The organism is Streptomyces tubercidicus (assembly GCF_027497495.1).
Taxonomy (GTDB): Bacteria; Actinomycetota; Actinomycetes; order Streptomycetales; family Streptomycetaceae; genus Streptomyces; species Streptomyces tubercidicus.
The window spans coordinates 7,279,070-7,292,873 of record NZ_CP114205.1; the positions used below are offsets into that span (position 1 = coordinate 7,279,070).

Here is a 13,804-nt window from a genome sequence, read left to right on the forward strand (position 1 = left end):
GTCTCCTGCTCCCTTGGGGCGGACCGGCCGACGGCTGGGGCGGACCGGCCGACGGTGCCTCGTCGCGCGGTGCCGCATGGCCGCCGTCACCATGCCTCGATCGGGTTGCCCAGCCACCTGGTGCCGGCCGGGACGGTCTCCGCGCCCATCACCAGCGACGCCGGGCCGAGGGTGCTGCGGGCGCCGATGGTGCTGCCGGGCAGCACGATGCCGCCGGGGCCGAGAGTCGCCCCCTCGCGCAGCATCACGGTGTCCATCCGCATGATCCGGTCGTGAAAGAGATGGGTCTGCAGCACACAGCCCCGGTTGACGCTCACCGCGGCCTCCAAGGTGACCAGGTCGGCCTCCGGCAGCCAGTAGCTTTCGCACCATACGCCCCGGCCGACGCCGGCACCCAGACCGCGCAGCCAGAGGTTCATCAACGGCGTGCCCGGCACCGCACCGACCAGCCACGGCACCGCCAGCATCTCGACGAAGGTGTCCGCGAGCTCGGCACGCCACACGAACCGGCTCCACAGCGGCCGCTCCACCGCACGGAACCGCCCCACCAGCAGCCATTTGGCGGCCATGGACACTCCACAGGCGACGGCACCGGCGGCCAGCAGCACCAGGCCGGACAGCAGCGCCGCCAGTGCGGGGGAGCCGGTGGTGGCCAGGAGAGCCAGTGCGGCCAGGGTCAGGGTGCCCAGAGCCGCGGAGACCAGTACGGGCAGCAGCCGGCACGCCTCGACCAGTCCTCGTGCCCACACCAGCCGGGCCGGAGGGTCATAGGTCCGGCTCTGGTCGGCGGCGGTGGCCGAGCGCGGCAGCCGGATCGGCGGCATGCCCAGATAGGAGCTGCCCTTCTTCGCCTTCTTCGGTGTGGCGGACAGCACCCCCACCAGGCCCCCTTCGGGGACGGCGCGTCCCGACGCGGTCATCCCCGAGTTCCCCAGGAAGGCCCGCTCGCCGATCTTCGCCACGCCGATCCGCAGCCAGCCGCCGCCCAGCGCGTACGGGGCGACCAGCGCGTCATCGGCCAGGAAGGCCCGGTCGCCGACCCTGGTGAGGCTGGGCAGCGCCAGCACCGTGGACACCTCCACCCGCCTGCCGACCTTCATGCCCAGCGCACGCAGCCAGACCGGGGTGATCAGGCTGGCGTAGAGCGGGAAGAGGGTCTCCCGGGCAAGGTCCATCAGCTGGGTGACCGTCCACGACTGCCAGCCGATCCGGCCGTGCAGCGGATGCCACCCGGGGCGCAGGCCGAGGCTGAGCAGGCGGACGGCGGCGACCAGCAACGCGGCGTACGCCAGCCCGAAGGCCAAGGTGGCGGGCGCCAGCGCGATCAGCGCACTGCATATGGCGCCGCCCAGGCTGTCGCCCGGGGTGAGGAAGCAGCTCGCGACCGCCAGCGCCGCGATGCCCGCGGCCACCTGCAACAGGGTGAGTCCGGCGCTGCTCACCCCGTACAGCAACGCCCACCGGGCCCGGCGCGGGGGACGCCGCTTGGGCCACCGGCGTTCGGCCTTGCCCAGCTTGACGGCCGGGGCGCCGCCCCAGCGCTGACCGGTCGGCACCCGGCCGGTGACGGCGGAACCGGGCGCGACCCGGGCCCGCTTGCCCACCCGGGCGCCGGGGAAGAGCGTGCTGCGGGTACCGACCACCGCGCCGGACCCGATCTTCACCGGACCGACCTCCAGCCGGTCCCCGTCCAGCCAGTAGCCGGACAGGTCCACCTCCGCCTCGACCGCACACCCCCGACCCAGCTTGAGCATCCCGGTGACCGGCGGCGGGGAGTGCAGATCGGCATCCGGTCCGATACGGGCGCCCAGCGCGCGGGCGTAGTGGACGAGCCACGCCCCGGACAGGAAGACCGCCCCGCTCAGCTCGGCGAGCCGCTCGGCGGCCCACAGCCGCAGATGCACGCTGCCGCCGCGCGGATAGCTGCCGGACCGCAGCCCGCGGAGCAACAGCCGGGCACCACCGGCGGCGACCGCCAGCCTGCCCGGTGGGCTGAAGCACAGCAGACCGCCCGCCGCCACCCACCACCAGGAGGCCGTGGGCGCCCACGGATAGCTTCCGAACCACGAAAGGACGTTCCCCAGGGCCAGCAGCCCGACCGTCCAGCGCAGCCCGACCAGGGTGAAGAGCGGCACCAGCAGCAGCAGTTGGACGACCTGGGCGCGGGTGGGGACGGGGGCGATCCGCCGCGCCCCGCTGTCGCTCCGCGCGGAGCGCTCCAGCAGCCGGGCCAGCTTGCGCAGGGTGGGCTGCTGGTAGATGTTGCGGACCGCGGCTGCCGGATAGCGGTCCCGCAGCAGGGTGGTGAGCTTGGCGGCCGCCAGACTGCCGCCGCCCATCGCGAAGAAGTCGTCCCTGGCACTGACGACCGGCACCCCGAGGATCTCGCTCCACTGCTTGGCAAGCCATGCCTCGGTGCCGTGGAGCTGCTCGGCCGCGCCCGCGGCGCCGAGGCCCGGACCTGCCGTCTTGGGCAGCGGCCAGGGCAGCCGGTCCCGGTCCACCTTGCCGGAGGTCCGGGTGGGCAGCGTCTCAACGCGGGCGAGCAGTGGCACCAGGGCGGCGGGCAGCTCCGCGCGCAGCCGCTCGACGGCCGCCGCCCGGCTCCAGCCCTCCCCGGCCACCACATAGCCGACCAGCACCTGATGGCCGTTCCCGGTCGTCCGCACGGCGGCCGCGGCACCGGTGACGCCCGGAAGTGTCTGCAACGCCGCGTCCACCTCGCCGAGTTCGATCCGCCGCCCGCCGAGCTTGATCTGCTCGTCGCCGCGCCCCAGGAAGACCAGCCCCTCCGGCTCGGCCCGTACGAGGTCACCGCTGCGATAGGCGCGGTCCCACCCCAGAGACTCCAGCGGCGCGAACTTCTCGGCGTCCAAACTGGGGTCCAGGTAGCGCGCCAGTCCGGTCCCGCCGATGACCAACTGGCCGCTGCCGCCCAGGGCGACCGGCAGCTGCGCCTCGTCCACCACAGCCAACTGCCAGCCGTCCAGGGGAAGTCCGATCCGCACCGGCCCTTCGCCTGTGAGCAGCGACGCACAGGTCACCACGGTCGCCTCGGTCGGCCCGTAGGTGTTCCACACCTCCCGCCCCTCGGTCACCAGCCGCTCCACCAGCTCCGGCGGACACGCTTCACCCCCGAAGATCAGCAGCCGGACGTCGTTGAGGGCCTCGGCCGGCCACAGCGCGGCGAGCGTGGGCACCGTGGACACCACCGTGATCTCCTGCTCCACGAGCCAGGGGCCGAGCGCGGCGCCACCACGGACCTGAGAACGCGGTACCGGGACCAGACAGGCGCCGTACCGCCAGGCGAGCCACATCTCCTCGCACGAGGCGTCAAACGCGACCGAGAGACCGGCCATCACCCGATCGCCCGGCCCGATCGGTTCCTCCTGCAGGAAGAGCGCCGCCTCGGCATCGACAAAGGCCGCCGCATTACGGTGCGTGACGGCGACGCCCTTGGGCCGGCCGGTGGAACCAGAGGTGAAGATGACCCAGGCGTCGTCGTCCGGGCGTGGTGGGGCCTGAGGGTGGGTGGGGTCGGCGGGGCCGATGGGGGCTGTGGCGGTGGCGGGATCTGAGATGGCGGCCGGATCTGAGATGGCGGCCGGATCTGAGGTGGCGGTCGGACCGCCCGTCATGGTCAGCCGGCGCCCGGCGCCCAGGACGGCGCACACCGCCGCCTCGGCGAACACCAGCTCCGCGCGCTCCTCCGGGTCCTCGGCGTCCACCGGCACATACGCGGCGCCCGCCATGAGCACCGCCAGGATGCAGACGTACAGGTCATTGGTGCCGGACGGCACCCGCACCCCCACGCGGTCGCCCACCCCGATCCCGCCCGCGGCCAGCCGCCTGCGCAGGCTCTCCGCCTCGTCGGCCAGCTCCCGGTAGCTGAGCCTGGACCGGCCGTCGTCCAGCGCCGGCTCCTGCGGATGGGCCAGGACGGTGGCCTCCAGCACGTCCACGAGCGTCCGCGCCACGGGGGCCGGCCGCCCGGCGAACACCGCGAGCGGACCATCCGCACCGTCGCCCTGGGGCCCCTGGTCCCGTTCAGGCCCCTGATCCCGCAGCAGACAACTCTGCGCCACCTCAACCATGCGTTCCTCGTCCCCTCGATCCCCCCTTCCGCGGCCGTGGTCCGGCCCTGGTGAACCCCGAGGTGCGCCGGTGCCGGTCATCCCGACCGACATCCCAGCAGTACGAACTGCCCAATATTAACCTAGACTTCACTTACACGAACTATCGGACGAAAGTCAGCGCAGCGGTCACTCACGCCAGGCCGCCTATCAGTCCGCGCACCAGTCCGCATCTCAGTCGCGAACGCCCAACAGCACGCTGCCCTGCCACCAAACGGCAAAGACAACCCATTCGGCCGCTACTCGTTTGCATGCCCCCAGATGCCGCCACACGCTGCTCATAGCCCCCCTTGGAAAGGACTCGACATGTTGATGCCGTTGGCCGACGACTGGCTGGCCCCCTGGTTCGCCCGAGCCCGCGCAGTCCTCAAGGGGGAGCCGATGGTCGCGCTCCTGGCGGACCTTGCCACCGCCGCTCCTCTACCAGGACGCTCGGCCGCGCGCATCATCAACCTGCCCCTGCAACCGGCCGCCGCCGCCCTGAGCACCACCCCGCACCTCCTCACCGCGGCTCTGCTCCGGCTCGCCGAAGCCGGCCTCCTCACCTGCACCTACGACGGCGAAGCCGACAGCCTGCACGCCACGATCACCCTGCTCTCCGGCGAAGCGGCGCCCGGCGAGGCGGTGTACGGGGGCGAGGTGGGCGAGGCGGTGTTGTCCTAGGGGCATCCCCGCTCAACATGCCTATGCCTAGCGGGAGATGAGCAACAGAGTCCCCCTGCTATGGTGCGCCGATGTCATCGATCAAGAAGTTCCAGGTCACCTTCGACTGCGCGGAGCCTGAGCGCCTGGCTCGTTTTTGGTGCGAGGTGCTGGGGTACGTCGTACCGCCGCCACCGGAGGGGTTTGCCACGTGGGACGATTTCAAGGAATCGCAGCCACCTGAGGAGCGGGATTCGTGGTTCGCCTGCAGTGATCCCTCAGGTGTGGGCCCGCGCCTGTACTTCCAGCGCGTCCCCGAAGGGAAGACCGCCAAGAACCGGGTCCATCTTGACGTGCGGGTCGGCACCGGACTCGTGGGCAAAGAGCGCCTCGCCGCACTTGAGGCCGAGTGCGCACGACTGGTCCCGCTCGGCGCGGTACACGTGCAAACGCTGCTTGCCGATGACGACAATGAGTCGTGCATCCCGATGCTGGACATCGAGGGCAACGAGTTCTGTATCGACTGAGCATCGTCTGAGGGCGAGGCCGCCCCGCCGTCGCCCTCCTGGTGCCCGTGGCACCCGCCCGCCGGAGATGCGGTCCGGCGGGCGGTTGGGTGCCGTGCCGTCAGCCGAGGGAGACCGAGCCGCCCTTGACGGTTACCTTGGCGGGGGCCAGGCCCTTGGTGGCGGGGCCGGTCTTTACGCTGCCGTCGGTGATGTCGAACTTGCTGCCGTGGCACATGCAGTTGATGGTGCCACCGGAGACCTCGCCGACAACACAGCCGGCGTGGGTGCAGATCGCGGAGAACGCCTTGATTTCGCCGTCCTGGGGCTGGGTGACGACGACCTTCTCGCCCTTGAAGATCTTGCCGCCGCCCTTGGGGATCTCCGACGTCTTGGCGAGGGTGGGGCCTGCGCCCCCACCGGCGGAACCCTCGGCCCCGCTCCCTCCGGTGCCGCCCGAACCGCTGTCGCCGCCTCCGCTCGCGCCCGGGTCGGCCTGACCGTCACCCGCGGCCTTGGAGTCACCGCTCCCCGCGTCCGCCATGCCGCCGCCGCAGGCCGCCAGCGCGGCCGTGAGTCCGGCCGCGCCGACCGCCGCGACGACGGCCCGCCGCCCCGTCCCACGTCCCGCCGGCGCCGGGCCGGTCTCCTCCGCCGCGGCCATCGCTGCGGTCTCCGTCCGCTCCGACGCTGCCTGTCGAGCCATGGTGTGCCTCCGGTTCTTGGTGGTGCCTTCGGTCGCGATGTGCTCCATGGAGGTTGCACAAGGTCCATACGGAGCTGCCGCCCGGAGTGTTCAAAGGGAGTGGGTCGACTGTTGTCGGAGCGGCAACGAGTGCCCGGCGGGAGGTGCCCGGCGGGAGGCGCCCGGGTGGAGGTACACCGCCGGGTGCCGGGTGCCGGGTGCCGGGTGCCGGGTGCCGGGTGCCGGGCGCCGCTCCGGTCAGTCCCCGGTGGCCCGCCCCTCCAGTGCCTTCAGCAGGAAGTCCCGCTGGAAGTGGAGTAGTTGCGCATTGACCGCGTCGGCCGGTAGATGTGTGGCGCCGGGCAGCGGCAGCACGCTGTGCGGCTTGCCCGCGGCGAGCAGTTCGGCCGAGAAGCGCAGGGTGTGCGCGGCCGCCACATTGTCGTCCGCGAGCCCGTGGACCAGCAGCAACGGGCGGCTCAGCAGATGGCCATGGCCGATCAGCGAGGAGCGCACATAGTTTTCCGGCTGCTCCTCTGGATGGCCCAGGAAACGCTCCTTCCAGTGGGTGTCGTACAACCGCTGGTCGGTGGGCGGGGCCCCGGCGACCGCCGCGTGGAAGACATCCGGGCGGTACAGCACGGCGGCCGCGGCCAGGAACCCGCCGAACGACCAGCCGCGGATCGCCACCCGCGTCAGATCCAGGTCCCCACAGCGCGCCGCGGCCGCCCGCAGCGCGTCCACCTGGTCCTCCAGCGCGGGCGTGAGCTGGTCGCCGTGAACGGTCTTCTCCCAGGCCGGGCCCCGGTTCGTGGTGCCACGCCCGTCGACCGCCAGCACCGCGAAGCCCTGCTCGGCGAACCACTGCGACACACAGCTGAACCACCTGCGGGCCCGTCCGACGACCTGTATGGCCGGCCCGCCGTACGGGTCAAGCAGTACCGGCAGCTTTCCGGTGCCCTCCTCGTGCCACGACGGCAGGAAAAGGGAACCGCGCAACTGCCGTTCACCGAACGTGAGATGGACCGGCCGTGGGGTGACGGACGGCTCCTCGGCGAGCGAGGTGATGAGGGTCTGGTGCGGCGGATCCCCGGCCGCCCGGCCTGCTGCGCCGGCTCCGTCGCCCTGCCGCGCGTCCACCCCGTCGCCGCGCCGCACGCCCACCTCGTCGGCCCGCAGCACGCCCACCTCCTCGCCCCGTGGTGTCTCGCCCTCCAGGACGACCGTGCCGCCCCGCGCCACCCCCGTATACCGGCCGGGCTCCTGGCTCAGCCGACGGATGCCCTGGCCGGGCTCATGGAGCCACACATGGGTCTCCAGCGGATCGTCGCTCGCCGTGAACAGGACCCGCTCACCCTCGACGCCGAGGACCGCGCACAGTTGCAACCCCTCGGGGGTGACCCGTTGGCCCCCGACGGTCAGATACCGGGTCTCGCCCTCGTCCTCGGGCAGGACCAGGGCACCCGACGCCGTACGGGCCGGGGTGCCCTCGATGATCTCCACCCAGGCGGGATCGGTCCGCTCATGGAGCACGTCGGTGGCGCCGGTCTCCGGATCGACCGCGAGCGTGCGCATGCTGCGCTGGTCGCGGCTCTGCACGGAGACGTAAGGACCGTGCGTATCCCAGCCGGCCGCGACGACGTACTCGTACGCCTTACGGTCCCACTCCACCTCGATCCGCTCGCCCTCCAGGGAGAGGAGTTCCAGGGTGACCTCCGCGTTGGGGGTGCCGGCCGCCGGGTAACGGATCGCCTGCGGCGGCTTCGCCGGGTCGGCCGGGTCGCTGATGTAACGCCGTTCCACTGGGCTGGTGTCGACCCTGGCCACCAGGAGGCAGCGGCTGTCCGGTGCCCACCAGTAGCCGCGCGGCCGGTGCATGGACTCCGCGGCCACATACTCCGCGAGCCCGTAGGAGATCTCCGGGTCCTCAGTACGGGCCAACTGCCGGTCGGCACCGGCCAGATCGACGACGTGGAAGCAGCGCCGGCTCACATAGGCGATGTACCGGCCATCGGGGGAGGGGCGGGGATCGACCACCGGACCGGCCGCAGGGACGGAGAACGGTGTGCCGCCGTCGGTACGCACCGCCCACAGGGCCCCCGACAGCGCGAACGCCACCAGATGGGCGGCCTCGTCCGTCGCGTAAGACACCACTCCCACCGACCGCTCACGGGCGCGCTCCCGGCGCAGCCGCTCCTCCTCGGGGACCGCCCCGGAACCGGCGCCTACCAGGAGGGCCGGATCGGCCAGCAGCCGTTCCGCGCCGTCCTCGTACTGCCATAGCCGGCCTACGGGATCGGTGCCGGAGCCCGTACGGACGAAGAGCACCCGGCGGCCGTCGGGGGAGACGGCGAGATTCCGGGGCACCCCGAGGGAGAAGCGGCGGGTGCGGGCGAACTGACGAGGGAAGTCAGCGGAGTGCGTGGGCCGTTCGGACTTCTTGGCGCTGCTGTGCAAGATGCTGTCCTCCAGATGCCGAGGGCGTTCCGATCTGCGGTGATCCCGGGCATGGCGAGCCCAGATCGAGAACATAGGCATATTTTGGATTCAGCGGAAAGGCCCGGCGGGAATACCCACCCGGATCACGACCCGGATCACGCCCCGTACAGCTCCGGACGCAGAAACGGAGGCCACCGTGCTCGCGCTCCGGGCGGCTCGCGCACCGGCCGCCGGGTGCTTGGGCGAGGTGCTTGAGGCCATGGGAGTCGGCCAAAGGAAACCGGGAACTCCGGCCCCCGGTCAGTATCGTGGCATACGGCGAACGCCTCCGCCGGGGGCATCGGAAAGCACGGGGGAGCGATGTGCGTACGGCACCTGTGGGCGCCCCTGCGCGGCCTTGTGCTGTTCGGGCTCGGGCTCGCCGCCGCCCCGATGCTGGCCGCCGTAGCCCTCGGCGCGCTCTTCGGCATCCAGTCGCTCGCCCAGTGGTACCGCCGTCCGCTCAATGTGTACCGCACCCTCGCGAGCCGGTGGTGCGGGGTGGACATCCCGGTGCCGTACCAGCCCCCGCCGCTGCCACCCGAACCCGAACCCGACGGCTGGTACCGCTACAAGAACCGGCTGTACCTGACCCCGAAGAAGCTGTCCTACGAACGGCGTTGGGACTGGTTGGTCAAGGACCCGGCCACCTCCCGAGACATCCTGTGGATGCTGATCAACCCCGTCGCCGGCAGTGTCACGGCGCTGCTGCCGCTCACGCTGGTCGTGCTGGGGGCCACGTTCCCGTGGTACTGGCCCGGCCATACCGGGATCACCGTCCCGATCGCCGTGGCGACGGCGCTGGCCGGCTTCGGCTTCGGGCCGGTGCTGCTTCATCTGCACGGCCGCTGGACCTGTCAACTCCTCGCGTCCGCCACCGATTCCGGGATACGGCGTGCGCTGATCTGGATCGGCCGTGGTGGGCTCGCCACCTGGCGGCTGGCCCTGACCGCCGGCCTCGCCGTCGCTGAATGGGCCGCCGCCCTCACGCATCTGCTGGCGATGGTGCCGATCCTGCTGTGGGCCTGGCCGACCGTACTCGTCGCCGGCCGGCAGCTCACCTCCTGGCGACGGCATCAGATCCAGGAGTGGACCGGCATCCGGATCGACCGGCCCTACCTGCCTGAACCGGTCCTGCCACCGCCCCGGCCCGACGGCACCTACCAGATCGGCCGCACGCTCTACCGCACCCCGGAAATGGCGCTGCGGTCCCTGCGGTACCGGCAGAACGCACGGGACCTGGCCACCTGGCGGGACCTGCTGTGGCTGCTGCTCGACCCCGTGGTCGGGGTGCTGCTCGCCGCCGTTCCCGTACTGGTCACCGGATACTGCTTCTTCGGCCTCATCTGGTCCTGGGCCTGGGCGTCGCTGCTCCAGCTCTTCGTCGACTTCCCCACGTTCGAAAGCCGGCCCCTGCTCACCCGTGGCGTCCCGGTCCTCGGCACATACCCGATCGCCACCGCCCCCCTGATCGGTGTGATCGGCACCCTGACCGGGAGTCTGCTCGCCATCCCGCTGCTGCGGCTGCACGGCCTGTGGAGCTGGCTCCTGCTCGGGCCGACCAAGTCGGCGCTGCTCGGCCGCCGGGTCGACCAGCTCACCGAGACCCGGATGGAAGCCCGGGAGACGCTGTCCTCGGAACTGCGCCGGATCGAAAGGGATCTGCACGACGGGGCGCAGGCGCAGTGGGTCGCCATGGGGATGAAACTCGGCGCCATCGAGGCACTCATCGAACGGGACCCGGCCGCCGCCAAGATGATGGTCGGCACCGCCAGAGAAGCCTCCGCGAACGCGCTCATCGAATTACGCCATCTGATCCGCGGGATCAACCCCCCGGTGCTCGCCGAACGCGGACTCGCGGACGCCATCCGCGGGCTGGCCCTGGACTCACCGCTCTCGGTAGGGCTGCGGATCGACCTGCCCGGCCGCCCGGAGCGCCCGGTCGAAGCCGCCGCCTATTTCGCCGTGTCCGAACTCCTCACCAATGTGTCCAAACACGCCGACGCGAGCCGTGTGCTCATCGACGTCCGCTACATGGCGAACCAGCTGCGGATCGCGCTCACCGACAACGGAGCCGGTGGCGCCGATCCGGCCAAGGGCAGCGGGCTGCGCGGTGTCCAACGGCGACTCGCTACATTCGACGGAACTCTCGCCGTGCACAGCCCACTTGGCGGTCCCACCACAGTCACCCTGGAGATCCCGTGCGTGTTGTCCTCGTAGAGGACCTCTACCTGCTACGCGAAGGTCTGACCCATCTGCTCACCGCGCACGGCTTCGAGGTGGTCGCCGCGGTCGAGACCGGCCCGGAGCTGCTCACCGCTGTGCAGGAGCACCGGCCCGACGTCGCGATCGTGGATGTCCGACTACCACCCACCTTCACCGATGAGGGGCTGCAAGCGGCCCACGAGGCCCGCCGGCGGATCCCCGGCCTGCCCGTCCTGGTGCTGTCCCAGCACGTCGAACAGCTCTATGCGCGCGAACTGCTGGCCGACGGTTCCGGCGCCATCGGCTATCTGCTGAAGGACCGGGTCTTCAATGCCACACAGTTCGTGGACGCGCTGCGCCGGGTCGCCGAGGGCGGCACCGCGATGGACCCGGAGGTCATCTCCAAACTGGTGGAGAGCAACGCCCATCAGGAGCCACTGGGCACCCTGACCGCCCGGGAACGGGAGGTCCTGGAGCTGATGGCCGAGGGCTGCTCCAACGCGGCGGTCTCCCACCGCCTCTACATCAGCGAAGGCGCGGTGAGCAAACACATCGCCAGCGTCTTCAGCAAGCTGAACCTGACCAACTCCCATGACACCAACCGCCGGGTGCTCGCGGTCCTCGCTTACCTGAACAGCGCGAATCTGGACTAGGGATTTTGCGGACACGCCCTGGGGCTGCCGCCGCCGGGCGCGACGGCGGCAGCCCTTCCCGCAGGTTTCAGCCCTTGGTCGGGGAGAAAGTGCCCACGGCGGAGCCGTCGGACGTGCAGTCCGTGCCCTGGTAGCGGTCGGCGAAGGTGCCCGTGAGGCCGGTGTACGCGTCGTACGCATGGTCCAGGGGCAGGTCCTTACCCACCCTGAACCGCAGCTGTACGTGGACGGACTCGCGGGGCTTCAGCGTCTTCGCGGCGGGGATGGTGCCACGGGCGTCTCCATCGGCCTCGCGCAGCGTCTTCCAGGCGTGCTGCGAGGCGTCCCAGTACTGCAGATCGCCGTACGGGCTCAGGTCGCGCTCGCCCTCGTTGTAGACATAGCTGCCCAGGTCGGCTCTGAGTTCGAGCGACTTCAGCTCCTTCGCCGAGGTGTTGGTGAGGGTGGTGGTGTACGTCGTCCAGTGAGTGCCGAGAGTGATCGAATCGGGTATGCCGAACGAGCGGCCCACCAGGGCGTTGTTCTCGTACTGCCCGTTGCTGACGTCGGAGCACTTCGGCATGTCCGCGGCAGGGGCCGCCTGGGAGGCGGGCGCGGCGGCCACCACCACGGGGAGCAGGGCGGCCGTCGCGGCCGAGACCGACAGGACGCGGCGCAGTTTCATGTTCATGAAGATCTCTTTCCCGGTTCTTCGGACCCTTGGAGCCTTTGTTTCCAGCGTCACTGAGTTCTCAGGCCGTGGATCCTTGGGTTATCAGGTACTTGAAGGAATGGTGGGGCGGTGGGGCTTACGCGGTGATATCCGTGGCGCCCGGACCGGCCAGGCCCTTCCGGCGGCGCACGGCGATGACCGCACCCGCGCCGACCACCATCGCGGCCCCGCCGACGAGAGCGATCGCCGGGAGCGCGGACGAGGAGCCGGTCGTGGCGAGTTGGCCGCCGCCCTGCGGGCTGAGGCCACCGGTGGAATCGGCACCACCCGTACCGCCGGCGGGCGCGGCGCTCTGGCCGGGCTCGGCAGTGCCACCCGGCTTGCCCGGCTCACTCGGCTTGGCCGTCGGGGGCTGCGTCGGCTTCGTGCCCGCGGGGAGGATGGTGAAGTCGGACCAGGCTTCCTTGGCCGAACCACAGGAACCGTCGCCGTTGCGGTAGTCGCCGGCGGCGAGCGCGTACCCGGCGCCGGGCTTGGCGTCCTTGACCACGCGGGTGCGCAGTTGGAGCGTGAGGGTGCTGCGCGGCCCGACGGCGAAGAAGCCGAACACATCCTCGGGCTCCGCGTCATGGAAGGTCTTCCACCGCCCCGTCTTGGCGTCGCGGTACTCGGTCTCCAGCGGGTCGGCACCTTCGGCGGAGGACACGTGCAGGAAGGGCAGGACCTTCTCCAAGGGCTTGCCGGTGGTGTTGGCGAGCGTCATGGAGAACGGAGTCCAGGCGCCGCCCGCAGCCAGCTGACGCGGCAGCCCGTGGACGGCCGCCTGCAACTGGTCGGACTCGAACGCGCAGGACTGACCCGCACCATCGGAATCATCAGCGGCGTCCTTACCTCCGCCGGTGGCACCACTCGCGCCGCTGGCCCTCTCAGCGGTCCCTCCGGCGGTCCCGGCGGTTTTCGACGGCTTCCCCGGGCCGGGACGGGCAGCCCCGTCATGGTCGGATGTGCGGACACCGGCCTTGGACACCGGCTCCGCCGCGAACGCGGCGGCGGGCGCGGCCAGTACGGCCGCGGGCCCTAACACAGCAGCCGCTGTGGCTGCCGTCAGTGCGTGACGAATCTTCATTCAGCAGACCTCTCGTATCCCAAGTGCCGCCCGAACGGCACAGGTTGACGTTCGTCATGCTCAGGCCGTGCATCACACATGGCGTGCGTGAGCACACACGCAGATATGCGGACATACGTACACCTACGCCTTATGTATGAGGACTCGCACGGCGAAAAGGTTGCCTAGGCACGTCACTGAAGTGACGCTCAGCGGCGCGAGCAACTCCCACTCCTGGTCAGAGAGTTCAGACCGTCCGGTCTTTGCGGCTCGCGTGCCGCGTCGGCGCTGTCAGTGGGAGAACCGCTCTGGGCAGAAGTCCGCAAGCATCGCGTCTCTCTTCCCGCCGAGGATCTCCGAAGCAAGCAGCTGGCCGATGACCGGCCCGAGCGTGATGCCGCTGTGGGAAACGGCCTCGTAGTAGCCCGGCACCGTCGGTACCGCTCCCACCGAGGGGAACCCGTCGGCCGGGATGGGCCGGTCGGCTACCCGTGCCTGTGCGATGCGGGAGTTGCCGAGCTCGGGAACGACCTGCCGTGCCGATTCGTGGAGCAGCCGTGCGAGTTCCGCTGGATCTTCGCCTGTGTCGATGAGTGCGTCGATCTCGCGGCTGTGGAGGACCACCGAAGTGTCTCCGTCGGGACGGATCTCGATGTGCGGCGCGTGCATGGCCCGGTGAACCGGGACCTGAGCACAGCGGATCCGGGTGACGACGCCGGGTTCCCGGCGCATCGGCAAGTGCCTG

General features: G+C 70.9%; 10 protein-coding genes. 4 read left to right on the top strand and 6 right to left on the bottom strand.

What is annotated here, in order from left to right; genetic code table 11:
• Window positions 1–86 precede the first annotated feature (86 nt).
• A complete protein-coding gene (locus STRTU_RS31830; RefSeq protein WP_159748551.1) occupies window positions 87–4,094 on the bottom strand; it encodes a Pls/PosA family non-ribosomal peptide synthetase in 4,008 nt (1,335 codons plus the stop codon).
• A gap of 345 nt (window positions 4,095–4,439) precedes the next feature.
• Between STRTU_RS31830 and STRTU_RS31835 the strand changes: the two genes are divergently transcribed.
• Together STRTU_RS31835 and STRTU_RS31840 are read left to right on the top strand one after the other, a co-directional pair.
• Entirely contained in the window at window positions 4,440–4,796 is a 357-nt protein-coding gene (locus tag STRTU_RS31835) for a hypothetical protein (RefSeq protein ID WP_159748552.1), read from the top strand.
• A 71-nt stretch (window positions 4,797–4,867) separates the two neighbouring features.
• Complete coding sequence (locus STRTU_RS31840; protein ID WP_159748553.1) at window positions 4,868–5,302, top strand: VOC family protein; 435 nt, start codon at window positions 4,868–4,870, stop codon at window positions 5,300–5,302.
• Between the two features lie 100 nt (window positions 5,303–5,402).
• Here the strand turns inward: STRTU_RS31840 and STRTU_RS31845 are convergent, their stop codons facing one another.
• Together STRTU_RS31845 and STRTU_RS31850 are read right to left on the bottom strand one after the other, a co-directional pair.
• Window positions 5,403–5,945 carry a Rieske (2Fe-2S) protein gene (locus tag STRTU_RS31845; RefSeq protein WP_159749791.1) on the bottom strand — a complete coding sequence of 181 codons (543 nt, stop codon included), beginning with the start codon at window positions 5,943–5,945 and terminating at the stop codon, window positions 5,403–5,405.
• Window positions 5,946–6,224: 279 nt separating this feature from the next.
• Window positions 6,225–8,423 (bottom strand): S9 family peptidase, encoded by a 2,199-nt coding sequence (locus tag STRTU_RS31850; protein WP_246241549.1) that lies wholly within the window; start codon window positions 8,421–8,423, stop codon window positions 6,225–6,227.
• 342 nt (window positions 8,424–8,765) lie between these two features.
• Here STRTU_RS31850 and STRTU_RS31855 point away from each other — a divergent pair, with 342 nt between their 5' ends.
• Both STRTU_RS31855 and STRTU_RS31860 read left to right on the top strand, forming a co-directional pair.
• A complete protein-coding gene (locus tag STRTU_RS31855; RefSeq protein ID WP_159748555.1) occupies window positions 8,766–10,664 on the top strand; it encodes a sensor histidine kinase in 1,899 nt (632 codons plus the stop codon).
• Window positions 10,646–11,302, top strand: coding sequence for a response regulator transcription factor (locus STRTU_RS31860; protein WP_159748556.1), 657 nt, complete (start codon window positions 10,646–10,648; stop codon window positions 11,300–11,302). Before STRTU_RS31855 ends, STRTU_RS31860 begins: the two co-directional genes overlap by 19 nt.
• A 67-nt stretch (window positions 11,303–11,369) precedes the next feature.
• Here STRTU_RS31860 and STRTU_RS31865 read toward each other — a convergent pair whose 3' ends face one another.
• The 3 genes from STRTU_RS31865 to STRTU_RS31875 form a co-directional block, all read right to left on the bottom strand.
• Window positions 11,370–11,972: a hypothetical protein gene (locus STRTU_RS31865; protein WP_246241550.1), complete on the bottom strand. Its 603-nt coding sequence runs from the start codon at window positions 11,970–11,972 to the stop codon at window positions 11,370–11,372.
• Window positions 11,973–12,090: 118 nt separating this feature from the next.
• Window positions 12,091–13,080, bottom strand: coding sequence for an LPXTG cell wall anchor domain-containing protein (locus STRTU_RS31870; protein ID WP_159748557.1), 990 nt, complete (start codon window positions 13,078–13,080; stop codon window positions 12,091–12,093).
• 270 nt (window positions 13,081–13,350) lie between these two features.
• On the bottom strand, window positions 13,351–13,791 hold the full coding sequence (locus STRTU_RS31875; protein WP_246241552.1) for an NAD(P)/FAD-dependent oxidoreductase: 441 nt from the start codon (window positions 13,789–13,791) through the stop codon (window positions 13,351–13,353).
• Between the last annotated feature and the right edge of the window lie 13 nt (window positions 13,792–13,804).